The following is a 21077-nucleotide window of genomic DNA, read 5'->3' as shown; positions in this document are numbered from 1 at the left end:
GCCTTCAGGCAGCAGCCTCCAGGAGTTCCTCGAACAGGTCGCCTTGGCTCGGATAGCGCACCGACAGGCGCTCCCGCAAGGTGGTCAGCGCCGGCTCGCCATGCAGTCCGTGTCGCTGCCGCCACTGGGACCGGCGCAGGATCTCGTCGACCCGAGCCGAGTGGCCCCGGGCCGGCTGCACCAGCCCGAACGACAGGTAGGTCTCGTAGCCGGCAGTCCAGTAGCCCGAAGTCGTGGACCGGTCACGCAGCATGCGTTCGAGCTCGAAGTCGAGGAACAGCCAGGCGCCCTCCTCGTCAATCTCGCTCTCGCCTTCCACGTCGATCACGGTCCGGCCGCTGGCCAGCGTTCGCAGCCCCGGTCCACAGGTCTCCGCGAAATCCTCCCAGGCTGGGTTGCGCAACCCGGTGACTTCCAGCGCAGAGGTGACGTCGTCGTTCCAGTCGCCCACGAAGATCTTTCCCAGCTTGGGGACAGCGGTCTTGGGATGGGCACGCATGGCGGGTGGCGTCCAGATCGCGCCCTCCTCGACCTGCTTCCAGATGCGCAGCGCGGCGAAGGGCTCGGCGATGGCGTACTGGGACCAGCGGGCATCGATCGCAATCAGCTGGGCGGCGCTGATGATCGGCACGCCCGAGAGCTTCTGTGCGCTCAGGGTGTAGCGCAGCAGGTCGGCCAGCATCGAAGGCGAATAGGTGTCGGCGCCGACCTCGATGAAGCCCTTGACGATGCTGCGCCCGACGTACTGCCGGCGCGACCAGTCGTACTGCGTGTACGCGATGAAGTCCCTCAACGCCGCGAGCGGCGCCATGTACCCGTAGCGGTCGCGGTCCGTCTCGATCATCTGCCTCAGCGACTTGTCCTCGCGGACCGCGGTGCACACCCAGCAGCCGAACCGGCTCGAGCAGGGCTTCGAGTGCTTCTGCATTTCGGCATCGGCCACCACCACGCAACTGCTGCCGCCGGCGGCCTGGTAGGTCTGCATCGTCTCCTCGAAGCGGCTGTACGACGGGATCACACCCGCGTTGGCCAAGCCGAGGTACTGCCAGACATCGTCCACTGCCCACTCCAGCAGCGGGCTGAGTCGAAGCCGGCCCTCTTTGTCCGTCCAGAGCGTGACCGCCTTCTCCCCCCGCCCCTTCACGGCTGCCCCGCGCACGACCGACTCGTCGCGCCGCACGCCGGTCATGAGCACCGGCTTCTGCCAGCCCTTGGCCAGAAGCTCCCGCTCGATCAGGGCCAGTTCGCGCTCGTTGGGCAGCCGCTTCAGGTCGGTCTGGCAGTCCCGCCGAGAGTCCGGGAACGTCGGCAGCGCTCGGCCGCCGATCACTCGCACGGGAAACGAGTCCCAGAAGGCCGGCTTCGCGACCCTGACCACCGCCCTGACCCCGTGCTCGCGCGCGAACCGGCTCGCCTTGGCAATCTCCCTGGTCACCAGGCGCTGGATCTCCGGGTTCTCGACGCCCACGTCGCTGTGGGCAATGACCACCAGGGGCCTGCGGCCGTGGCGCACCTGCTCGAGGGCAGCGGTCAACGCGAGGTTGAGCAACACCGAAGAGTCCTTGCCCCCGCTGAACAACACGACGGCCGGCCGGCCGGCATCCATGAACCCACCGATCGCCTGAAGCGCGATGGCCTCGGGCGTCTCGTTGCGAAGATCGATCAGCTGCTGCATGCGCTCTCCTGGTGAACACCAGGATCGCGCGCGGGTTCGGACCTTCAACCCCGCGTCATCGACCGGAGTTCAGCGCTCGCGCCGATCGCCACGTAGCACCTTGACCCACACGACCTTGCGCCCTTCCTCCGGCCCGGGTTCGCGCGGGCGCTTCGACGATCCCCAGTGCCCTCCGGCACTGCGCCCGATCGGATCCCATCCTGCGGCGTAGAGGCTTGCACCATCCTCATCGTCCGATTTGTAGGTGACCAGGCGTCGGTAGCCCATCGCCGACGCGGACCGTGCGATGGCCCCCAGCAGCTTGGTGCATCCGTTGACCACGGCGGGATCGACCGCCACCCGGCGCACCTCGGCCGTGAGACCGTCGTCGAGGTGGCGCGCCACCGGTCGCGCGGCGATCGCGACACCGTCCAGTTCCTGGTCCGAGACGCGCCGCAGACCGATGGCGAACTTGTGGCCTTGCACCCTGCCGAGCCGCCGGTGCAAGCGCTCGACCACGAGGTTCGCCTCACGCAGGCCCACTGGCACCAGCTCGTGAACGAACCGCGGCCTGGCCGCGACGGCACGCCGGATGGCAGCGATCGGGTAGTACTCGGCGCTGCCCGGCTGGCGAGCGAGCTCGACCCGCACGTCACCGCTTGGATGGATCCAGTTCACGTGGCCGGGCCCGACACCATCGACGATCACGGCGTCCTGCAGCCGGCACAGGCCCTGCGGGTGCTCCACGAGCGGGGGCGTGGCGTCGACGCTGCCTCGTGCAGCCACGGCCTCGCTGAATCGGGTGAAGACTGTCCTTGGCAGTTGGATCGGCGCGCCAGCTCGAGCCACCGCGTTGTGTACGAGCCAGAAGACACGCGACGAGACAGACGCGATGTCCACCAGCAGCTCGGGTATCGCGCCGGGCTTCGGGGCCAAGATCGTTGGGTTCACGTTTGACTTCCTTCAAAGGTGTGAGACGGCGGCGCCTCGGTGCCGGCCTTCGCCGCGGCTGCCGCCATCAGGTCGCGGTAGCGCTGCAAGACGGAGTCGCGATCGGTGTGGGCCACCTGCAACCCCACCGCGGCCGCAACGTCCCGACGGACTTCGGCGATCAGCGCCGCCTCGGACGGGGTGGGCATGACCGTGGGCCAGCCCTTCACGAACAGCAGGTGTTCCGGAAGCCGTGATTCAGCACTCACCCGCGCTTGCGCACGCTCCTTGGCCTCCTGCAGCCGCGCACGAAGCCCGGCGTCCAGCAGGTCGGGTGCAACGTCCCCCAGCCATCGGTGGCTCTGGAACGAGAAGGTGCTCGCGGCCTCCAGCGCCACCATCTCGCGATAGATCGCGTGGTTGCCGGCGCAGTTGGTCGAAGCCCGAAGGTCGTGCTCCGAGCCGAGCACGCAGAACGCGCAGGAGACCCGCGTGCTGCCATACAGCCGGTAGGCCTCGTGGAGTTCATCACCACGGTTGCGCACGTAGTCGTTGACGTCGCCGCGCCTCCAGCCAAGGATCGGATTCCAGGTGTGTCCCTGCCCGCGCTTGCGGGTCGTGCGCTCGTCCTGCTTCCAGGCCGGCATACGGGCCCGCTTGGCACTCTCCTCGCGACGGATGCCGACAGCCGACACGACGTCGCCCACGGGAAAGCGTCGGCGCATCTCCCGCGCGATGACCTGGCTCTTCAACTCGGCCGTGCAGAAGCGCTGGGCCGCCGTGCTCCACGGCAGGATCAGCTTCACGCACTCCAGCTTGGTGTACCGCGCGACGTTGCCGCTCCAGCGCGACAGCCATCGATCCATCATGTCGCCGGCAGTGCGGCGTACGACCACCAGTTCGATCCCCAGCCGCTGTGCCAACCGCTCGCAGACTGGCAAGCTGTCCCGCCACTCGACACGGCCGAGGTCCGCATGAACGAGGAACCGCGAGCCCGGGTGTCCGATGTCATCGAGATGGGCACAGACACGGTAGGCCAGCGCCTGGGAGTCACGCCCACCGCTGACGCCGATGAACACCGGTGCGCTGGCACCCAGTGCCATCGTGACCTCGTTCGGCACGTCGATGGCAAATCGCACCGCGCCGGCCGCCACGCCGAAAAGATCGGGTTGCACCGGATCGATGGGCTTGAGCGCCTCATCCGCGCGGTAGAGCTTGATGATGTTCACGCGTTCAGGCTACGAGGCACCTCCGCTTGTTCAAGGCGCGCCGCGATGCAGCGACGGACACCGCACTGCGCAGCTGGCCGCACAACGCCGCGCCCGCCTCGAACGGCACCTGAGTGCCCCATCGGCGCGTGTCCTTGCGCTCGAACCGGACACATGAACATGCGCCGCGCGCAGGTCCTCGCGTCACCCCTACCCAGGGCTTCCGTCGAGTGGCAAACTTGCTGGGCTTCCTGCTGGCGATCGTCGCTGGTACAGCCTTCAACGAGAGCCGTCAACGGCTGGACTTGAAGTCCAAAGTGCCCTGCACCTTGGCGTTAGCGGTCGTGACCCGCACTTCAATCGACCATCTCCGGATGGCCATGCCGCACCTGCGGCGCATCCCTGTCCGCGCAAGCGGGCTATCCAGTCCGTGCTGGATCGCGTCGACCTCGGTTGACGCAACTCCATGTCGGTGTGCACGTGACACATCGGCCCTGACGCCGGCTTCGCCAGCCGAGCGGGTTCACCACCCGCGCGCGTCGTCATCCCTTCGCGTGGCTTTGCGAAGTTCCTCGGTCATCCAGCCTGCTGCATGACCCGGACCCTGCACGCCTGCGTGCCGGTCCTCGATCCCTGGGATGCGAATCCCGAAGTGTGCGGAAGACCCATCGCCTCGGCGTGGGTCCTTCTGCCTGTCCATGGGCGCGCGCCAGCGTGCCTTCAACCCGAATGGGGAACGTCGCTTCTCCATCCGGGGGACATGTCGTTCCCCTTTTGCACTTGTGCAAAGGAGAACGACCATGTCGAAGTTCACGGCTCGCACCGTGTGCCGCCTCTGTGGCGGTAGTGGCCTGCCGCAACACCCCGTTGTGGTGGCCAAGAAGCTCCCGGCCCTGTGCACCCCGTTCGTCCGCCCGTCGGCCGACGTGGTCGTCCCGCTGCCCCAAGCGCTGCCCCTGGCTGCGTGAGGAGCAGATGGACAAGCACTTGTGGCTCAGCCTGCTGCGTCTCGTCGACGAGGGCAGCGCTGAAGAGCTCCAGGCGAAGAAGGAAGAACTCCTTCAGAGCCTGGAGCGACTTCGCATCACTCGCGGCCCGGTTCGCAGCGATGTACTGCGCGTCGTGCGCCTGATCGACGAGGAACTCGTGTCCCGTCTGCATCTGGAGCAACGGCGCAAAGCACGTCGTTAGCGGACGGCTCGAGGCGCCTCGCGAGGGCCTGCTTGTCGGGACGATCGAACACGATCGCCCACAGGTAGGCCCGCTCGAGCGCTTCGCGCCCGCCGTCGATGACCTCAAGAGTCCGGCCTGAACGATCCATCGTGATGGCTTCCCGTGAACACCGGCTTGCCGGCTCGTTCATGCTACTACCCCTCGGGGACGTTTCGTCCCCTGGGGCCGGCTCGTTCCCGTGGACATCCACCGGAGCGAACCATGCATCAGCAACTGCCCAGCATCGGCCCCATCCACGGCCAGCTCGCCGGCCCGGACCAACCGAGCCGCCACGAGTTGGCCGAGGAGATGGCCTGGGTGCACCTGTACCGCGCCGTGCGCCACCCTCCCGGCGCCGCGGAAGTCGTCAAGTACCTCAACAGCAACCCCGAAGCCAGAACTCGCCACGAGGCCCTCTACCTGATCGCCTGCGAGACCTTGCATGCCAAGGTCCTGGCCGACGAACGGAGCGAGCGCACCGTGGCCGCGTTTCGCGCGATCTTCGTGACCGCGCCCATCCGTACCGTGGAGCTGGCGATGAGCGTCTTCATCGCTATCCCCCGGATCTTCGGCCGCAAGCCCGTGCCCGAGCCGACGCCCGAACAGCCCAAGGTTCGCGGCTCGCGGGTCAAAGAGCCCGGCTCGCCGGCCAAGGCGCGAGTCGACGCGCTCGCGAAGCATCCCGAGGTCGCCCAGGTGATCACGGGATTCGCCCCCTCGCCGAGCGCCGCGCCGACCGCACCGTCAGCGCCCGGCGCACGAGAGCCGTCGCCCGACGCCCAGGTCTCCGCCTCACGCGGCGGCCAGGCAGCGTGACACCTCTCTGTCGATGAGCCACGCGAGGATCTCGAACTCCCTCGAGTCCTCCGCGTAGTAGGCCTTGCACTGCGCGACATACAGCGCGAGGCCGTCGAGCGTTCGAACGCCATCCACCGGGAAACCGGTGATGCGTTCGAGCCGCTCGGCTTCCGCCCTCGTCAGCCTGATCGCCTTGCCCAACCTCAGCATCTCGCACCTCTTGAAGACCTGGCGATCTGTCTAGCACGCGATGTGCTGGCGTCAAGGTCTCGCGGAGGCACATCCCCGAAGGACTCTTCATGACGATGAACGTCGAAGCCCTCCAGATCATCGAGCTCGACGCCGCCCGGGCGCCAGCGCCGATGGTCGATCACTACATCGAACTGGTGCGCAACAGCACCGGCGAGTGCGCAGCCGACGTGGCCGAGTACGCCGCCGCTCTGCTGCTCAAGCTGGAGCATCTGGCCAGCAGCCAGCGTGCTGCGGCCGTCGATCCGAGCCTGCCCCAGGTCTTCCTGGCTCCCTGGCTGGAACTCACCCTGGCGTCGCTGAAAGACGCGGCGTGATGCTCGCCAGGTCGGCCGAGCGAGCACCGTGGCGCGGCTGACCGTCCGTCACAGCGAATTCCTTGCGACCGGCATGGAAGCGACCTTCGCGGGTCGCGCATCGAGCGGGTGCCTTGCACCTGCGTTTTCATCAACCCGAGCGGGGCGCTCTGTCCCCGGTCGGGGCAGCGGCGCCTTCTCGCACAACAAGAAGGGAACCGTCGCATGGCAACTCGCAAGACGAAGCATCCGCCCAAGGCCGAACAGCGCCGAAGGCTCACCCTCTTCTTCAACAAGGAGGCCCGCAAGTCCGCGGCCGACGCGTTGAAGAAGGCATCCTGGCTGCTCGCTGCAGCCAACACGTACCTTGGCTTCGCCAAGGAATCGATGGCCTACCTGGCCGTCGTGATCGTCGGCTGGTTGGTCGCCCAGACCCTGGCCGTCATCCTCCTCAGCCTTGAGGAGGAGCAGGGCTCGCAAGGGCCAGAGGAGCAGGCACATGCAAGACCTCCTGGCATCGGTGGCAAGCGCACTCAGCCATGACCCCGTCCTCGCCACCTACGCGCTCGCGTGGGTGGCGCTCGACATCTGGGGCGCAGTCACCCTGGTCCTGGCCTACCGCAGCCGCCTGCAAGAGCGAGACGGCCAGCCACATCCCGCCGCACACCGCTGGTTCCCGCAGCGTCCGAGCCCGAAGTAGCTCACGCTGGGGTTCAAGGCGTCTTCACATGCCCCGCTCGATCGATTGATCGGACGGGGCATCGTCTTGTGTGGGGAAGCTTCAGCGCCACTGGCGCACGAAAGGCCGGACGCGCCAGGTAACGCCGTCCGAGGAAATCGCCTCCGCAAGCACCGACCTACATGCGCCTCGCTTTACAAGCCTCATCTCCGGGTCGAACCGGAACCCCATGAGCGCCAGCGCCTGCATGGAGTACCGCCTGGGGAGCAAGGCGTAGACCACAGCCCGTGGCGGCCGATTCCTGTCCACCTCTGTTGTCCCGTCAATGGCCGCGGCACCACCGATGTCACGGGGCCTGCTGGCCCTCGCGCTGCAGGCGTCGCCATTCCCACGGCGGCATCGGTGACTCGTCCGTCCACAAGCCGACTCGGCTCTCGCGTGCCAGCGCCTCCAAACCGAGCAGGCGAGGATCCTTGCTGTAGGCCCGGTACACCCAGGCCATGCCTCGGCGCACCTGCTCCTCGCTGACGTCGAGCCCGTCCACCGTCATCGTCACGATGGGCCTTCCATTGCGGTCGACCTCCCGCCACTCGATATGCACCGGCTTCCTCCAGACCAGTTCCCGAAGCGACTGCTCCGCGCGCTGACCCCAGGCCTGCCGATGTTCGGGCGCGTCGATGCGCGACAGCCGCAACCGCATCGACCGACCGTCGATGATGGCCGTCACGGTGTCACCGTCGGACACGCCGGTCACCACGACATCGGCTGCTTGGCCCGTGCGAGCTGCCGCGCCGGCAGCGTTGGGCACTGCCGAGCCGTGTGTCACGGCCGGTAGCTCCTGCGCAAGTGCTGGCGCAACGACGCACACCACGGCAAGCGCTACGCCTCGCGCCACCGACCCTCTTGGCCAGACCACCACTTTCCGCTCTCCCCTACTTCCGTTGCCGTCGACTCTTCGCACGCTCGAGCCGTTGCGCCTGAAGCCGCTGACGTACCGCGGTCAGGTAGCACCATGCCACATCCAGCGTCTCGGTACTTCGCAGCCCCTTGGCGCGCAGCTCGATGACGCCACCAACAACTGTCACGATCACCGGGAGCGGCCCCTTGTCGCGAACGACCGCGCTCGTCTCCCGACTCACCGGGCGCAGGGACTTCGTCACCATGCGTCACCCGCATCGACGGCGTTCGGAGCCGCGGCAAGCGCCGTCGTCCGCTCCGTGATCTGTGTCCTCGTGGTCGTCATGAAGGCTTCCCTATCTCGATTGCTGCCCGCAGGATCGCACCTGTCTCGGCACCTTCAAGCCCGGTCCGTCCACCGACAGCGGGTTCGAGGTTCTGAGAGAGATAGGCGTCTGGCATGCTGGTCGCATCGAACACCAGGTGGCCCGGACAGGCGCCCTCGCGCGCGAGGATCCGGGCGAGTGCCGGCATAAGCAGCGTCACCGCGACGGGCAGCGCCTCGATGTCTGGGCCGGCGATCCAGCTGCAGCCCTCCACGGCTGGCAGCACGAAGCCGCCGCTGCGAACCCAGCGCAAGCAGGTCTCGCACTGTCCCGAACGCCTCATCCCTCGACGCCCACCCACTCGCCGGAGCCGATGGCTTCCGCACGCTGAAGCATCGCGCGGCCCATGTCCCCTGCTGCAGCGAGGAAGGCCTCGCGACTCCGCGGCCTGGCCGCGCATCCAGGGGCGTGCAGTGGCTCGTGCCGCATGCCCATCCCGTCGTTGCGATCGCACACCAGGTCGAAGGCACCCGAGGCGTCCAGTTCGACGATCAGCGTCTCGGCGATCGGAATCCCGAACCCACCGATCAGGTACCGATGGGCAGCGGGCACCAATTGGTCCACAGCGTTGGTCACGCTGGCGCCCTGATTGCGGCCCCACCGCTCCATGTCGACCAGCAGCAGCCACGCGAGCGCTGCACGCTCGACCACACCAGCCACGGCCAGCACGCCGTCGTGGGCCCGAACCGGCTTGATGTTGGGACTCGCACAGTAGAGACGCAGGTGACGGATCAGGGGTTGCGACATCGAGGGTCCTTCCAAGTCCTCGAAGCCATGTTCCGAGCGAGTCGACACACATCAAGTGCTCAGCGCGGGCGCAGGTTCCGATGCACAAGCCAATCCTCGAAGGACTGGCACAGCCTCACCGCATGCCTGGCGCGGGTCAGCGCCACGTACAACAGGTTGACGTCTGCCTGCTCCACGTCGTCAACCGACAACTCCCGGCCCTCCTCGAAGAAGCGCATGAAGTCGTCGGCCAGCCAGACCTGGTCGAACTCCAGTCCCTTGGACTTGTGGGCCGTCGAGAAGAAGATGCCGTCGAAGTCCGGCCACGCGCTCTTGTCCAGCGCAACGTGCCGCGACTTGATCTGGTCGACCAGCGTCGGTACCCGCGCGCCGTACTCCTCGACCACCCGCACGAGATGCCGCAGTTCCGCGTCGGCGGCATCTCCCGCAAGCTGTTGCAGGCTCTCGAAGGTCCCAAAGCTGCGCAGGTACGGATCGCGGATGAGACCGCCATCACCTGTCCAGAGGTAGTAGGCATCGAGCAGCTTCTCCATCCGGTATGCCTCGGTCCCGCCGACGAAGTGGTACCGCCGGTTCGTCGGCAGGAAAGAGATGGCCTCTTCGAACACCACGGCATTCGTGCGGGCAAGCACCGCGAAGGCGCGACGGGTGTCCACCGCCAGCCGCGTTGCCACGGGACCGCCACCGACCAGCCGCAGGTCGCTGTCCGGCTTGAAATGCTCCAGCAGCGCATTAGCCATGTGTGCGATGCCTTCGCCGAACCGGAAGCTGCGCGTGAGTTGCAGGCGTTCGTCGGCCGCGTGAATGCGCAGCGCGTTGGCAGAACCCCTGAACGCGAAGATCTGCTGCGCCGAGTCGCCGACCAGCACCACGCCGCCCCCTTGGCGCCCCACGATGTCGTAGGTGCACATGTTCAGGTCTTGGGCCTCATCGACGGCCACGAGGTCACACCCACGCAGCCGCGGCCCGTCCATCTGGAAGAGCTTCAGATAGCCGTCGTGAGGCAGCTTGAGCTCGCCCCCGTCCCGCCGCTGCATGCGAGCCCATACCGTCCGGGCGAGTTCGACGACACCGCCCGGATCCGCAAGCCGCTCTGCGATCTCGACCGGAACGTGGGACGGGCCGATCTGCTCGTCCAATGATCCGCACCAGTTCTGGATGGCCTGCAACGCACCCGAGGCAAGCAGGGGTCCGCACCTGAACGCGCGCGCGACCGACGAGGTGTAGGTCTTGCCGACCCGCTGGCTCGCCTCGTCACCAAACAGTTCGATCGCTTTTCGCCAGGCAATCGAGTGCGTGGTGCGGCAACTCACGTTCGCCGGCATGCGGCCGGCGGCCTCGAGCTGGATCGCCTTGCTGAAGGCCAGATACAGAATCCGCGCCCGTGGCCGGGCACCGGCGTACAGGCCGAGCGTCGTCGTCTTGGCAGCGCCAGCGCCGGCCTCGACCACCAGCGCCCGCGCCCCGCTCTCCACGATGCGCTGCTGCTCCGGCGTCGGCGGCAACATCGCTTCCGCCGCGCCCTACCCGGAGAAGCGCTTGTTGAGGAACAGGGTGCGCATCCCGCGGCCAGCGCCTTCGGCCCAGGTCCGGTAGGACCAGGCACACACGACGATGTTCGTCACATACATGCCGATGCTCCACCACAGGCCCATGCGCGCACTCAGCGCGATCAGCACCAAGTTCGCGACGATCCAGGTGGCGAAGCCGGCCCGGCGTTTGCGCGCCACCTGGACTTGCCCGAGCAGCGTCAACAGCCACCCAAGCACCTGCAGTCCATCCACCAGCTGTGTCTCGGTCATCATCCTTCCTGTGTCGTTGATCCGAGTTCATTCTTGAACGCGGTCTGCGTGGGTCAAGTCGCGTCACTGCGATGGGCCATCGCTGCTCGCCTTCGGAGAGCGCCAACGCCGTCAGCGCCGCGGCTTCATCCATGCTGCCGTGCTTGGTCGGATTTCTCCAACCGAAACTCGGCACGGACCACCCCCCAGTTTCTGCCGGGGCGCGCACCGACCAGCGCGCTACTCGATCTGGAGGCCCCGAGGCTTGCGACGCCGTATCCCGAAGCGCCGCCACACAGCCGGGTTCACGTCGACCGGCGCGGAGCGCTTCGCGGCAAGGTTGACGAGCACGCCGTGGTGCCGGATCGGCCCCTGGAACAACTCGTAGAGCAACTGCGAGCCCCACCGGACGGCCACGTCGTTGACGAACAGTCCCTGGGACCGCAGGGAGATTCGCACCGAGCAGGACGGCGTGTCGTCCTCCTGCACGTCGTCCAGAAGTTCAGGGAACAGTTCCGTCACGCATGGCAGGCGCTCCCACTCCAGGCGCTCGGGCAAGGGGTGGGGCTTGGGCTGGCCCAGCACCACCTGGGCGGCACTGTCCGTGTTGCCGAGGTCCAGCCAGTAGGCGACGCTCGCCCCGCGATTGAACAAGCGCCGGTGCAGATCACGACGAGCGCGCGCCGAGTCGACGCAACTGATGACGATGCCCGGCCCGCACCCGATTTCGGATACCGCTGCCGGCCCGTAGTGCTGTGGCACCGCATCCCAGTCGAGCCCGAAGTACTGGTTCAGGCGGTGGATCGTGACGACGGCCTTGTGCAGGCCGACATCGGAGGGGCTGTAGATCTGCCGACCCACGTTCGAGTCGCTCACGACATCGCCGTCGAAGGCGGTGACATGCAACCCGTAGGGGTGGCCCAGGGCCCGCATCGCGATGTCGAGCCTTGCAAGGCAGTTGGCCATCTGGGCGCCGTTGCCGCCGACGCCGACAAGGTGGACCCTGACGCGCTGGGTCAACAGGCTGCGAGCGATGCAATGTTCCATGTCGTTGCCGATCCTCTCCAGAGGATCATCCGCTTGGGCCTCGCGCTTTCAACCACGCTGGTGAAGGCGAGACCCTGCCGCGGGTCGCGCGCGTCGTGCACCTACCCGCCCGCATCAAGCGTCACCAGCCACCTGCCATGGGTGCACGAGGTCCTTGAACAACCCGTTCAGCACCAGCCGGAACCGCGCCGTCGGCCGCGCTCGATCGAGGTTGCCGAAGACACCGCAGACCCGTACGCCCTGGTCGTCACGATCGTCTTCGGCCGACCAGAAGGCAGGCAGGCGACCATGCGAGTGAAGGTCGACGGCCAGCAGTTCATCGTCCTGCAGGTCTTCGATCCGGTAGCTCACATGGCCGGGGCCAACGGCCAAAGCCTCGTGCATCGCCAGCCGAAGTCCCCCGGTTCGCACGTTGAAGATCAGTGCGCCGGCCGTCTCATTGGGCAGGGCAAGGCGAGCCTCCTCGAGGAAGCGCTCCAACAGGCCCACGGGGATCACACCGAAGGCAAAGGCGATCGTCTCGTCCAGTGAACCATATGGCAGGCGCATGCCCACTTCGGCGACCCGCGTCGTGCAGTCCAGCCACGGGGTCTTCATCTGAACGAACAGCCCGTTGCCGGCCAGCAGCATGCGCTGCCCGCTGGCATGCATCGGCAGGTCGCCGTATCGTGGCACCGCCCTCACAGGGCAGGTGGCCTGCACGGCCGCGTCGCGTGGGTCAGTCATCGTGCTTGCCAGCCCGGGACAGCAGCATGTCGCCGAGCGTGCGGTCGATGTCGACCAGGACCCGCTCCGGGAACTCCGGGTGCTTGCCGTCGAGCATGTCGCGCCAGAACCGATAGACGCCCCCCACGTACGCCACCAGTTCGCTCTGCACGTTCGGGTGTGTGAACCAACTGTCGAAGAAGGCGCCGGTCCACGCGTCGATCTTCTCGGCCGTCGCGCGCTCCGGCAACTCCACGTTGCCGACGCAGATCTGGCCGCTCTCCCAGACGTTGAAGTACGGCGCACGATAGAGCTTCGTGTCCGAGCTTGGCCGCTCGCCGCCCTTGACCGCCCAGACGTACCACTTGCGCTCGGAGTTCACGCAGAACACGAGGCCCGGATGACTCACGACTTCCGAACGCTCGGCCGCTCCGAGTTCACCCCCGGGGCAACGGAACCAGATGGCGCGACGCCCGGGTGGCACCCACCACGCCAGCGCGGTGGAGTCCTGGAATACCAGCCGGTCGGGGATGAAGCCGCCCTCGCGACGTTTCATCAGCCGGCGTGCGAGCCGCAGGGCCGCGAACGCGGTCATCGGCCTTCCGGGCAAGATCGTCGCCGCGCCGCTCGGCTCCGTCGCAATGTCGTGTACCGTGGCGAAGCTGCCGCCGCCTTTGCCGGTGTACACCAGGATTGCGCGCTGAAGTCGCATCTCGGTGGGCCCTTCTTCGGTCACTGTGAATTTGATCCCTGGCTGCTGCGCACTCATCGGCTACCTCGCTTCTGTGTCGTCCAGTCTCCATCGGTCAGCCTGAAGGTCAACTCGTCCAGTGCCTTCACGCCTGCACACCACGTTCGCAGGCGGTCGAACCATCCGGCAAGGGCCGCGTGATCGCCTGCACCGATGGTTTCCTCGCCGCAGGGCTCGAAGTAGTCACCGCTTTCCCCGACCATCTGCTCGTAGTCGTCCAGCACCCGAGTCGTGAGTTCGTCCTTCGGCCCCCAGGCCAGCACGCCGGAGAAACCAACGAACCGGCCCTCACGCATGGACCAGTCGTAGTCCGGCAGGTCCACGGCCAACAGTCGAAGCACGCACTCGATCACGTCACCGATGCGACGGTCATCTGCGGCTTCGGCCAGTTGCCGCAGCGTCCGCCGACCGAGCGACCTGGTTCGACTACCGAGCGCCCACGCCGGAAACGTCGCGTTGAACATGGCCCGCGTCACCATGCTCTCGCGCATCGACTCCCGCTCGGCTGCGTCGTCGCCACAGGCTTCTTCGATCGCCGCTTCCTCATCGAACTCCCCATACCAGTACGTGTCGCTCGCGCACTCCATGACGACCGCCGGCGTGTAGATCGGGAGCGTCCGCCACGCACACCGCTCCAGCGCTCGCAGCACCGTCATCCCAAGCCTCGGCCGATGCCGCTCCAGGCTTTCGAGGGCAGGCCCGACCATGCGGACGCCAAAAGACTCGCCGCCCCACTCCACGACACACGAAGGCTGTTGACCGCTCCCCGCGTCGGCATCCCCATCCCGAAGGTGCATCGCAAAGTACGGCCTCAGCATCCGCAGGCCACCGAGTTCTCGGAGCACCCAGCCCTCAAGCACGGACTGACAGGTCCTGAGGTGGTCGGCTGACGGTCGGGCGGGCAGGAGAGCCGCATCGACCACACCGGCCCTCAGCAGCGTCCTCGCGAAGGCCGCTCCGCGGCGGCGCGATGTCTGCGGCACCAGCTTGTGCGGGATGCGCGCGTCGAGTGATGGCAGCGTCAGCATGTTCAGATCAAGGGGGGAAGAAGCACACCGCGCACCACCATCCGCTCCTGACGGTCGCCCCGGGGCTGACCCCAGACGTCTTCGGCGAATCGATGCACGACGGTGCTCACCTGGACCAGTCTCTCGTCCAGCATCGCGGCTTCAAGGGCGCCGGCCTCCCCTTGATCCGATTGACCGAGAAGGCGGTCCAGCCGCGCTGCATACCGCGCGACCGGATCGCCTCGATCAGCCCTTGGTGCCGACCGCACGCTTGAAGGCGACTTCCTGGACGCCACGGACCACCTCCCCGACCTGCGCCTCAGCGGTCAGCAGTTCCGGGTACTGCGCCGCGTAGACCTCCTTGACCTGTTCGATCGTCAGCCCCGGGATGTCGGGCAGCGTCAGCCCGTTGTACTTGAAGCATCGGGACAGGGCCGCAACAACGATGGACATGATGCGTTCCTCCCCTCAGGCGCCGAACAGGTCGGGCATGCCCGCACCGCCCACCGGTGTCGTTGCCTTCGGCTCGTTGCCGACCGGCGCCGGCGTCGATGCGCCATCGACCGCGCTGCCGCCGCCATCGTCGTCGTCGTGTTCGGCATCGCCAGCGTCGGCGACGGGCCGCGCAGCAGTCCTGGTGGTGGCCTTCGCGCCCGCCTTGGTGACCGCTTCGGCGCCCTTCTTGACGGATGCGGCCCGGGCTGCGTCCAGGACTTCGTTCGTCGCCGCCACCTGCTCGTCCAGGCTGGTGCGCCGCGTCGCGAAACTAGCCAGCGCCTGCACGAATCCGGCGTCCAGTTCCTCCGCCGTGGCGGTCAGCTTCAGCGGCATGGCCAGCGCCGGCACGTCCTTGCCGCTGTCCGAGGTCTTGGGCACGACCACCACCGTCATGAGGCCGCTGCCCTCGTCCGCCGACAGCAGCAGGCTGAACGGGCCCTTGGCTGCCATCGGGAAAAGCTCTTTGAACATTGCTTGAATCTCCTGTTGCGCGAGGGATGACCCTCGAAGTCATCGTAGGAGTCACCCCTCGCTTGTCGAGGGCTCACGCAGCCGGCGAGGCCTCCGGTTCGCGGCGCGCTTCGCCCGTTTCGCTCGGCGATTGCGTCGCCCCTTCTGCGGCCGGCGTGCGGCTGGCGTACTTGAACTTGCGGCGCGGATAGCGCATCGCCTTCGGCACCGTGCCTCGGTAGGCGAAGCCCTCGACGGCGAGCAGCGCTTGGATGAAGTCCGCCCGCTTGCCGGCCTTCGCCTTCGCGTACCGCTCGCCCATCGCCTTCCTGAGCCCGACCTCTTCGGCCAGCGACTCCAGTTCGCTGACCGTCAGCAGGTTCAGGTACTCGTCGTTCAAGGTGAAGTGCCGCGCCTCATCGACTTCGAGGTAGTTCAGCAAGGCCTCCAGCCCCTCCGTGTCGATGCCGTAGGCTGCCGATGCCGTCACGGCCTTGACCAGTGCATCCAGCGCGTCCGTCGCGACGGCATCAGCCTGCTCCAGCATCTTCTTCAACGGAGCGTCGCCGATGCCCGGCTTGTTGATGCCAGCGAGCTTGACGGCAACGTCGGCGTATCGATCCGCATTGACCGCTCGTGTCTCGCGCGCCAGCACCAGGGCGGCCAGCACCCGCTGGTTCCGCTCGCCCTGGGCCATCAGCTGGTTCGCCACCGTCTTGCGCCAGAACTCGGTCCGGTGGGTGACCACCTTGCCCGGCACTTGGTTGCGCGGCTTCGCCGGCTCTGCGGCCGGCTCCGCGCCCGCCATACCCGTGGGCTTTGCGCCACCTGCGCCCTTGACGTCCTTCTGCGCCGCAGGCGGCTTGGCGGCATCCCGTTCGGCCCTGCGTCGCGCAGCCACCTTCGTGCTGTTGCACGCCGCATCGAAGCAAAGGGACTCGGCGACTTCCCCGTAGTGGCCCGGGATCGCCGAGACGCTGCATCCGAAGCTGGCGCACCCCTTGCAGGCTTCCATCTGCTCCGCACCCACGCCCAAAGGCCCGTCTGCGGCCACTGCCAGCGGTACGAAACCGTCTTCGGGCTTGATGAAGCGGATCACCTGGAAGCGCTCGCGCAGCGGCTCGGCCTTGGCCTCCAGAGCCGCCATCGTCAGTTCGTCGTAGTGGGTCGGATGCTGGCAGTAGCCCTCGCCGATGGACGCATCGAACAGCGCGGCCTGCTGAGCCGAGTTGTGCGGGCAGCCCAGGCATTGCGCCGTGTCGAAGATGGCCTCCGACAGCCGCTTGGCGAACTGCCCGAGTTGCTTCTTCAACACCTCCACCGGCACCTTGTGCTGCAGGATGCCGGCCAGCACCTTGACCTGCCGGTCCTGCGGCAGACCCGCCAGCAGTTCCGCGTGTCCGATGCTGATGTTCGCGTGGCGCTCGATCACCGCTTGCTGCACTTCCGGCGCGCAGTTCAGCAGGAGCAGCCGGTTGTCCAACTCGCGCAGCTTCCAGCCCAGCTGGTTGGCCGTCTTCTCCTTGTCTCCTGCGTTGTAGCGCAGCAGGTCGGCCGCGCCCTTGGCTTCCTCGATGGCACTCGGGTTGTCGCGCCCCTTGTTCTCGATGATGCCCAGCGCCCGCGCCTCGGCATCGCTCAGGTCTTCGATGGTGACGGGCATGTCGTAGGTCTGCCCATACTCTTCGCCGGCGACCATCCAGCGGCGGTGCCCGTAGACGATTTCCCAAAGCCCGTCCTGCGTGGGATGCGGGCGGACCATGATCGGGCTCTTGATGCCACCCGCGGCCTTCACCTGTTCGCGCAGTTCGTCCAGGGCCTTCGCGTCGTAGTGCTCCCGGTAGTTCTGCCCCGGCACGATCTGCCCGACCTGCAGCGTGGGCTGCACCGGCCGATCCTGGGTCGTTGTGTCGTTCATGTCGACTCCTTCGGTCTGAGTGCGCTTCCTTCGAAGCGTGAAACCATGTTCCCGCGCGGCCCCCCACCTGCAAGGGTCGAGGCGGTCCGAACGGGTCCTGGGCGACGCGCCCCGGACTGCCCTTCCGTACCATGCCAACCGGCCATGACGCTCTGCCATCGATCCGCTTGCCGCGCCGGCCCGTCGCGGTGGTCCGGCAAGAGGAATGCATGCTCCGTTGCGACGCCCGCACTTCAACGCTCGAAAGCGCCCTATGAACATGCGCCGATCAAGCGAGGCCCGTTGCAGCGCCCGCGCACCGTTGCGATACTGGGCGCACCTCTACTCGGCCTTGCGGCCGGTCCTCATCGCGAGGAGGTATCCATCGCGCAAGCGGTGGCGTTAGCGGTCGTGACCCGCATGTGAATCCGCGCGCTGTCCCTCCGGCAGCGTCATCGACCCCAACCGGGCACCGGCCCGGCGGGGTGGTGCCCACTCCTTGATGGAGCGCACCATGGCATCGACACAAGCCCTCCCCTCGGAGGCCCCCTGGATCCCCCCCGGTGTGGTCCGCCTCGTCAGGCTCAAGCGCGAAGGCGCTCTGGGTCGCGGTGACCTGGTGGCCACGCGCCGCCTCGGTACCTGCGAGGTCGTCACCATCGAGACCACGCACACGCTCACGGTGCGCGCTCTCGACAACCACACCCAGTACCGCATCAGCGGCATCGACTTCGGCTCCGGCGTCCGCCTGGGAGAGGTCTAGAAGGCCGCGCGGCCCGCGCCGCGCAACACCCACGAGGGATCACCGTCCCTCGGGGTCGGTGTCCCTCTTCATCCAAGAGGTCCACCCCATGAATCTCACCTTGCTGGATCGCCCGCAACTCGAGGCGATCGTGCTGAACCCGTCCAGCGAATCGCAACAGCCGCTCGTCTGCTCCGACAACGCAGTGCTGGACTACATCCCGGCTCCCGCCACGGCTCGCGAGGGCCGGCTGCGCCACGTGCTGGCTGCGGCACACGAACTGCTCACACGGATCGCGGCAGACGCGATCAAGGGCCGTTCGCTGATCGACTCTCCGTCGGCCATGAAGGACTTCCTGCGCGTCTACTTCGCCGGCGCCGAACGTGAGACCTTCGTCGTCGTCTTCCTCGACGCGAACCACCGCGTCATCGAGGTCGAGGAGTTGTTCGCCGGCACCTTGACCCAGACCTCGGTGTACCCGCGAGAAGTGGTCAAGCGCGCCTTGCACTTCAACGCAGCTGCTGTCTGCCTGAGCCACGTTCACCCGTCGTCGCAGACAGAGCCGAGCCGGGCCGACGAATTCCTCACCGCCACGTTGCGCCAAGCGCTGTCGCTGGTCGACGTTCGCATCATCGATCACATCATCGTCGCGGCCAACGGCAGCTCGTTGACCTCGATGGCCGAACGAGGCCTGCTGTGAACGAGCTCACCGATCAGGCCGGCGACCACTGGGTGCCCGCATGCGGCGGCACCGAGCGCCCCACCCGGACTCGCACCGGACGCACGTTGCTCTACATGTGGAACACCACCAAGGGCGAACACGCGTACTACGACTGCGAGCGCGACATCTTCCTCAGCGACGAAGAGGCCCGAGCGGCCCTGGCGATCGACTGAAGGCTTGCGCGGCGCTGAAGGCGCCGCACCCCCTTCCACCCCGCGCGCCATCTCGGCGCGCCCTCCGGAGCATGTTCATGCCCTACATCGAAATCGGCCCGGTCCCGGGCGAAGAGAACTGCGCCCAGGTCGGCAGTTCGGACTACACCGAAGCCTCACTGCGTGAGTGCGAGGTTTTTCGCCGCATGCTGGCCCGGCTCTTCCCAGTTCCCGCGGGCCTGCCGGTCGCCTACGTCGGCCGCACGCATCCCCACGACTTCGGCAACTACCGCGAGGTCTCGATCCGGTACGACGAAAGTGACAGCCAGGCTGTCGAGTTCGCCTACGAGGTTGAGCAATCCGCACCCGGCGAGTGGGACGCGATTGCCCGATACGAGCTGGCCTGGTACGAGCGCAAGCAAGCCTATGACCTGGCGGTGCGCGAGCAGCGCCTTCGATCAGAGGAGGTGCCGCCCGCCTTCAGCACCTCGGATCCCCCGAATCTCCCGATGAATGCTGGATTCGCGGAGTTGCTGGCCAGCAATCCGCTCTGACGAGCGGCCGCACAGACTGCAAAACTGGGTAAGCGCTCAATAGACCGCGTCCTTGCGCGCGGCATGAACGATGATCGATCTCAGGTGAGCGCGATCCGCCAGGGCAGCAGGGCCTCGAAGTCTTCTGCGGTCTTGGCGTTGGGCAGTTGCACGAGCAGTGCCTTGAGGTATCGGTACCCATCGATGCCGTTGACCAGGCAGGTCTGCAGCAGCGAGTACAGGTTCGCGCTGGCGTTGGCACCAGCCTGCGTGTCGGCGAACAGCCAGTTGCGTCTTCCGACGACGAAGGGGCGGATCGCGTTCTCGCAGTCGTTGTTGTCGATCGGGTAGCTGCCGTCCTGCACGTAGCGCTCCAGCTTGGGCCACTGCGCAGTGACGTAGTGCAGCGCCTTGCCCAGCAGGCTGCCGGGCAGAACGCCGTGCAGATGCTGCAGCGCCAGTTCCCTGATCTGATCGAGCACCGGCTTGCTGTGCTGCTGGCGTCGATGCAGCAGTGCCTGCGTCTCGACCTCGTCGCGCCTGGCCTGGGCCTCGACGTGGTACAGCCTGCCGATCAGCTCGATGAACCGCGCAGCCAGCTGGTCTGGCCCTCGCTTGTCCTTGGGCAGCGCCTGCAAGGCGTCGTGGAAGTACCGACGGCAATGCGCCCAGCAGCCCAGGTGCACGAGGCCGTGGCGCCGTGCCACGACCTCGTAGGACTCGTAGCCGTCGCTCATCAGCACGGCACCCGGACGCATGCCTTCGTACAGTGCCTTGGCCGCCTCGGTGCTACGGCTGGGCCGGTAGCCGAACAGTCGGATCGGCGGGCCCGTGCCGTCCTCGCCGCTGGCCTGGGTCATCTGCACCCACATGTAGCTTCTGGCCTGGGCCTTTCTGCCCGGCTCCTTGAGCACCTGCACCTCGGTCTCGTCACCGTGGACGATCGGAGCTTCCAGCAGCGCGTCGCGCAGCAGGTTGATCACCGGCTGCGTGGCAGCACCCACGCGCACGACGCCGGCCGCCAGCGTGTTGCGCGACCAGTGCGCGCCACCGAAGCGGCCCAGCAGCGCCGCCTGCCGGTACAGCGGCAGCCCATCCAGGTACTTCGCACCGATCACCCAGGCCAGCGCAGCCTCGGTCAGCAATCCCTTGGGGATCACCTGTGGCGGCCTGGGGGCCAGACGCAGCCCACCGTCGCAGCAGGGGCAGGCGTACTTCACCCGCTCGTGGCGGATCACGCGAACCTGCTGCGGGATGATGTCCAACTGCTCGCTGACCTCCACGCCGATCTCGGCCAGCGCCGCGCCGTCGTGCGGGCATACGCGCTCGCCTTCGGGCAGTTCGTGACGCACGACCTCGCGCGGCAGCGCCGCGTCCAGAGGCTTGCGGCCGCGCCTGGCGCGCTTGTGCGCCGGTACATCGAGCTGGTCGCCTTCGCCGTCCTGGCCGTCCTCGCCCAGCGGCTGCGCCTGGGCGCCTTCGGCCTCGGCCTCGTCGAAGAACAGGTCCTTCTGGTGCGCTCCACCGGCGGCTTCGCTCTTGGCGTCGAACAGCTGCCGCTTGAAGCGGTTGAGCTGCTCCTGCAGCAGGTCGCGCTCGGTGCGCACCAGGCGAAGCTCGCTCTGCGCCTGGGCCAACGCCTTCTTCAGCGCTTCGATCTCTTGGGCGTCGGGCATGTCGGCCATCGGCGCGCATTCTCAGCGTCACGTCCGCCGACGAGGCGTCGATCTTCGCATC

28 protein-coding genes are annotated in these 21077 nt (G+C 67.2%); 10 read left to right on the top strand and 18 right to left on the bottom strand.

Annotated elements, in window-relative coordinates; all coding sequences use genetic code 11:
- Positions 1 to 4 precede the first annotated feature (4 nt).
- The 3 genes from HQN59_RS23385 to HQN59_RS23375 form a co-directional block, all read right to left on the bottom strand.
- Positions 5 to 1675 carry a phosphoadenosine phosphosulfate reductase domain-containing protein gene (locus tag HQN59_RS23385; protein ID WP_176071556.1) on the bottom strand — a complete coding sequence of 557 codons (1671 nt, stop codon included), beginning with the start codon at positions 1673 to 1675 and terminating at the stop codon, positions 5 to 7.
- 69 nt (positions 1676 to 1744) lie between these two features.
- Positions 1745 to 2590 carry an XF1762 family protein gene (locus tag HQN59_RS23380; RefSeq protein ID WP_176071555.1) on the bottom strand — a complete coding sequence of 282 codons (846 nt, stop codon included), beginning with the start codon at positions 2588 to 2590 and terminating at the stop codon, positions 1745 to 1747.
- Between the two features lie 11 nt (positions 2591 to 2601).
- A complete protein-coding gene (locus HQN59_RS23375) occupies positions 2602 to 3813 on the bottom strand; it encodes a phosphoadenosine phosphosulfate reductase domain-containing protein (RefSeq protein ID WP_342451289.1) in 1212 nt (403 codons plus the stop codon).
- A gap of 779 nt (positions 3814 to 4592) precedes the next feature.
- Here HQN59_RS23375 and HQN59_RS23370 point away from each other — a divergent pair.
- From HQN59_RS23370 to HQN59_RS23360, 3 genes are all read left to right on the top strand, one after another.
- Positions 4593 to 4760 (top strand): hypothetical protein, encoded by a 168-nt coding sequence (locus HQN59_RS23370; RefSeq protein WP_176071554.1) that lies wholly within the window; start codon positions 4593 to 4595, stop codon positions 4758 to 4760.
- Between the two features lie 7 nt (positions 4761 to 4767).
- Entirely contained in the window at positions 4768 to 4983 is a 216-nt protein-coding gene (locus HQN59_RS23365) for a hypothetical protein (protein WP_176071553.1), read from the top strand.
- Positions 4984 to 5226: 243 nt separating this feature from the next.
- Positions 5227 to 5820, top strand: a complete 594-nt coding sequence (locus tag HQN59_RS23360; RefSeq protein WP_176071552.1) for a hypothetical protein — start codon at positions 5227 to 5229, stop codon at positions 5818 to 5820.
- Here the strand turns inward: HQN59_RS23360 and HQN59_RS23355 are convergent.
- Entirely contained in the window at positions 5797 to 6003 is a 207-nt protein-coding gene (locus HQN59_RS23355) for a hypothetical protein (RefSeq protein ID WP_425342766.1), read from the bottom strand. The genes HQN59_RS23360 and HQN59_RS23355 overlap by 24 nt on opposite strands.
- Before the next feature lie 98 nt (positions 6004 to 6101).
- Between HQN59_RS23355 and HQN59_RS23350 the strand changes: the two genes are divergently transcribed.
- The 3 genes from HQN59_RS23350 (at position 6102) to HQN59_RS23340 (ending at position 7047) form a co-directional block, all read left to right on the top strand.
- Complete coding sequence (locus HQN59_RS23350) at positions 6102 to 6368, top strand: hypothetical protein (RefSeq protein ID WP_176071550.1); 267 nt, start codon at positions 6102 to 6104, stop codon at positions 6366 to 6368.
- Between the two features lie 204 nt (positions 6369 to 6572).
- Complete coding sequence (locus HQN59_RS23345; RefSeq protein WP_176071549.1) at positions 6573 to 6890, top strand: hypothetical protein; 318 nt, start codon at positions 6573 to 6575, stop codon at positions 6888 to 6890.
- The gene (locus HQN59_RS23340; protein WP_176071548.1) at positions 6847 to 7047 is read left to right on the top strand and encodes a hypothetical protein; all 201 of its coding nucleotides are present in this window, start codon (positions 6847 to 6849) and stop codon (positions 7045 to 7047) included. Before HQN59_RS23345 ends, HQN59_RS23340 begins: the two co-directional genes overlap by 44 nt.
- A 325-nt stretch (positions 7048 to 7372) precedes the next feature.
- On the opposite strand, the gene HQN59_RS23335 is transcribed toward HQN59_RS23340, so the two are convergent.
- The 13 genes from HQN59_RS23335 to HQN59_RS23275 all read right to left on the bottom strand — a co-directional run bounded on the left by HQN59_RS23335 (position 7373) and on the right by HQN59_RS23275 (position 17213).
- Positions 7373 to 7852, bottom strand: coding sequence for a thermonuclease family protein (locus HQN59_RS23335; protein WP_176071547.1), 480 nt, complete (start codon positions 7850 to 7852; stop codon positions 7373 to 7375).
- A 106-nt stretch (positions 7853 to 7958) separates the two neighbouring features.
- Entirely contained in the window at positions 7959 to 8189 is a 231-nt protein-coding gene (locus tag HQN59_RS23330; RefSeq protein WP_176071546.1) for a hypothetical protein, read from the bottom strand.
- A gap of 76 nt (positions 8190 to 8265) precedes the next feature.
- A complete protein-coding gene (locus tag HQN59_RS23325; protein WP_176071545.1) occupies positions 8266 to 8562 on the bottom strand; it encodes a hypothetical protein in 297 nt (98 codons plus the stop codon).
- A 26-nt stretch (positions 8563 to 8588) separates the two neighbouring features.
- Positions 8589 to 9056 (bottom strand): hypothetical protein, encoded by a 468-nt coding sequence (locus HQN59_RS23320; protein ID WP_176071544.1) that lies wholly within the window; start codon positions 9054 to 9056, stop codon positions 8589 to 8591.
- Positions 9057 to 9115: 59 nt separating this feature from the next.
- Complete coding sequence (locus HQN59_RS23315; RefSeq protein WP_176071543.1) at positions 9116 to 10564, bottom strand: UvrD-helicase domain-containing protein; 1449 nt, start codon at positions 10562 to 10564, stop codon at positions 9116 to 9118.
- A 15-nt stretch (positions 10565 to 10579) separates the two neighbouring features.
- Positions 10580 to 10858 (bottom strand): nicotinamide mononucleotide transporter, encoded by a 279-nt coding sequence (locus HQN59_RS23310; RefSeq protein ID WP_176071542.1) that lies wholly within the window; start codon positions 10856 to 10858, stop codon positions 10580 to 10582.
- Between the two features lie 219 nt (positions 10859 to 11077).
- Positions 11078 to 11884, bottom strand: a complete 807-nt coding sequence (locus HQN59_RS23305) for a PRTRC system ThiF family protein (protein WP_176071541.1) — start codon at positions 11882 to 11884, stop codon at positions 11078 to 11080.
- Positions 11885 to 11998: 114 nt separating this feature from the next.
- Positions 11999 to 12610 carry a PRTRC system protein A gene (locus tag HQN59_RS23300; protein WP_176071540.1) on the bottom strand — a complete coding sequence of 204 codons (612 nt, stop codon included), beginning with the start codon at positions 12608 to 12610 and terminating at the stop codon, positions 11999 to 12001.
- Positions 12603 to 13358, bottom strand: a complete 756-nt coding sequence (locus tag HQN59_RS23295) for a PRTRC system protein B (protein ID WP_246295118.1) — start codon at positions 13356 to 13358, stop codon at positions 12603 to 12605. Before HQN59_RS23295 ends, HQN59_RS23300 begins: the two co-directional genes overlap by 8 nt.
- Entirely contained in the window at positions 13355 to 14368 is a 1014-nt protein-coding gene (locus tag HQN59_RS23290; RefSeq protein ID WP_176071539.1) for a PRTRC system protein F, read from the bottom strand. The genes HQN59_RS23295 and HQN59_RS23290 overlap by 4 nt, the downstream gene beginning before the upstream one ends.
- 225 nt (positions 14369 to 14593) lie before the next feature.
- Positions 14594 to 14800: a PRTRC system protein C gene (locus HQN59_RS23285; RefSeq protein WP_217704288.1), complete on the bottom strand. Its 207-nt coding sequence runs from the start codon at positions 14798 to 14800 to the stop codon at positions 14594 to 14596.
- A 15-nt stretch (positions 14801 to 14815) separates the two neighbouring features.
- Positions 14816 to 15316: a PRTRC system protein E gene (locus HQN59_RS23280; RefSeq protein WP_259372772.1), complete on the bottom strand. Its 501-nt coding sequence runs from the start codon at positions 15314 to 15316 to the stop codon at positions 14816 to 14818.
- A gap of 73 nt (positions 15317 to 15389) precedes the next feature.
- Positions 15390 to 17213 (bottom strand): PRTRC system ParB family protein, encoded by a 1824-nt coding sequence (locus tag HQN59_RS23275; RefSeq protein ID WP_176071537.1) that lies wholly within the window; start codon positions 17211 to 17213, stop codon positions 15390 to 15392.
- Between the two features lie 493 nt (positions 17214 to 17706).
- Here HQN59_RS23275 and HQN59_RS23270 point away from each other — a divergent pair, with 493 nt between their 5' ends.
- The 4 genes from HQN59_RS23270 to HQN59_RS23255 all read left to right on the top strand — a co-directional run bounded on the left by HQN59_RS23270 (position 17707) and on the right by HQN59_RS23255 (position 19361).
- Positions 17707 to 17955 carry a hypothetical protein gene (locus tag HQN59_RS23270; protein ID WP_176071536.1) on the top strand — a complete coding sequence of 83 codons (249 nt, stop codon included), beginning with the start codon at positions 17707 to 17709 and terminating at the stop codon, positions 17953 to 17955.
- A gap of 88 nt (positions 17956 to 18043) precedes the next feature.
- Positions 18044 to 18634, top strand: coding sequence for a JAB domain-containing protein (locus HQN59_RS23265; RefSeq protein WP_176071535.1), 591 nt, complete (start codon positions 18044 to 18046; stop codon positions 18632 to 18634).
- Positions 18631 to 18828: a hypothetical protein gene (locus HQN59_RS23260; RefSeq protein ID WP_176071534.1), complete on the top strand. Its 198-nt coding sequence runs from the start codon at positions 18631 to 18633 to the stop codon at positions 18826 to 18828. The genes HQN59_RS23265 and HQN59_RS23260 overlap by 4 nt, the downstream gene beginning before the upstream one ends.
- A 77-nt stretch (positions 18829 to 18905) precedes the next feature.
- The gene (locus HQN59_RS23255; protein WP_176071533.1) at positions 18906 to 19361 is read left to right on the top strand and encodes a hypothetical protein; all 456 of its coding nucleotides are present in this window, start codon (positions 18906 to 18908) and stop codon (positions 19359 to 19361) included.
- 80 nt (positions 19362 to 19441) lie between these two features.
- Here HQN59_RS23255 and tnpC read toward each other — a convergent pair whose 3' ends face one another.
- Positions 19442 to 21025 (bottom strand): IS66 family transposase, encoded by a 1584-nt coding sequence (gene tnpC, locus HQN59_RS23250; RefSeq protein ID WP_176071532.1) that lies wholly within the window; start codon positions 21023 to 21025, stop codon positions 19442 to 19444.
- Between the last annotated feature and the right edge of the window lie 52 nt (positions 21026 to 21077).

It is taken from the genome of Rhizobacter koreensis, from assembly GCF_013366375.1.
Taxonomy (GTDB): Bacteria; Pseudomonadota; Gammaproteobacteria; order Burkholderiales; family Burkholderiaceae_C; genus Schlegelella_A; species Schlegelella_A koreensis.
This window is presented reverse-complemented; position numbering and strand designations above follow the sequence as displayed.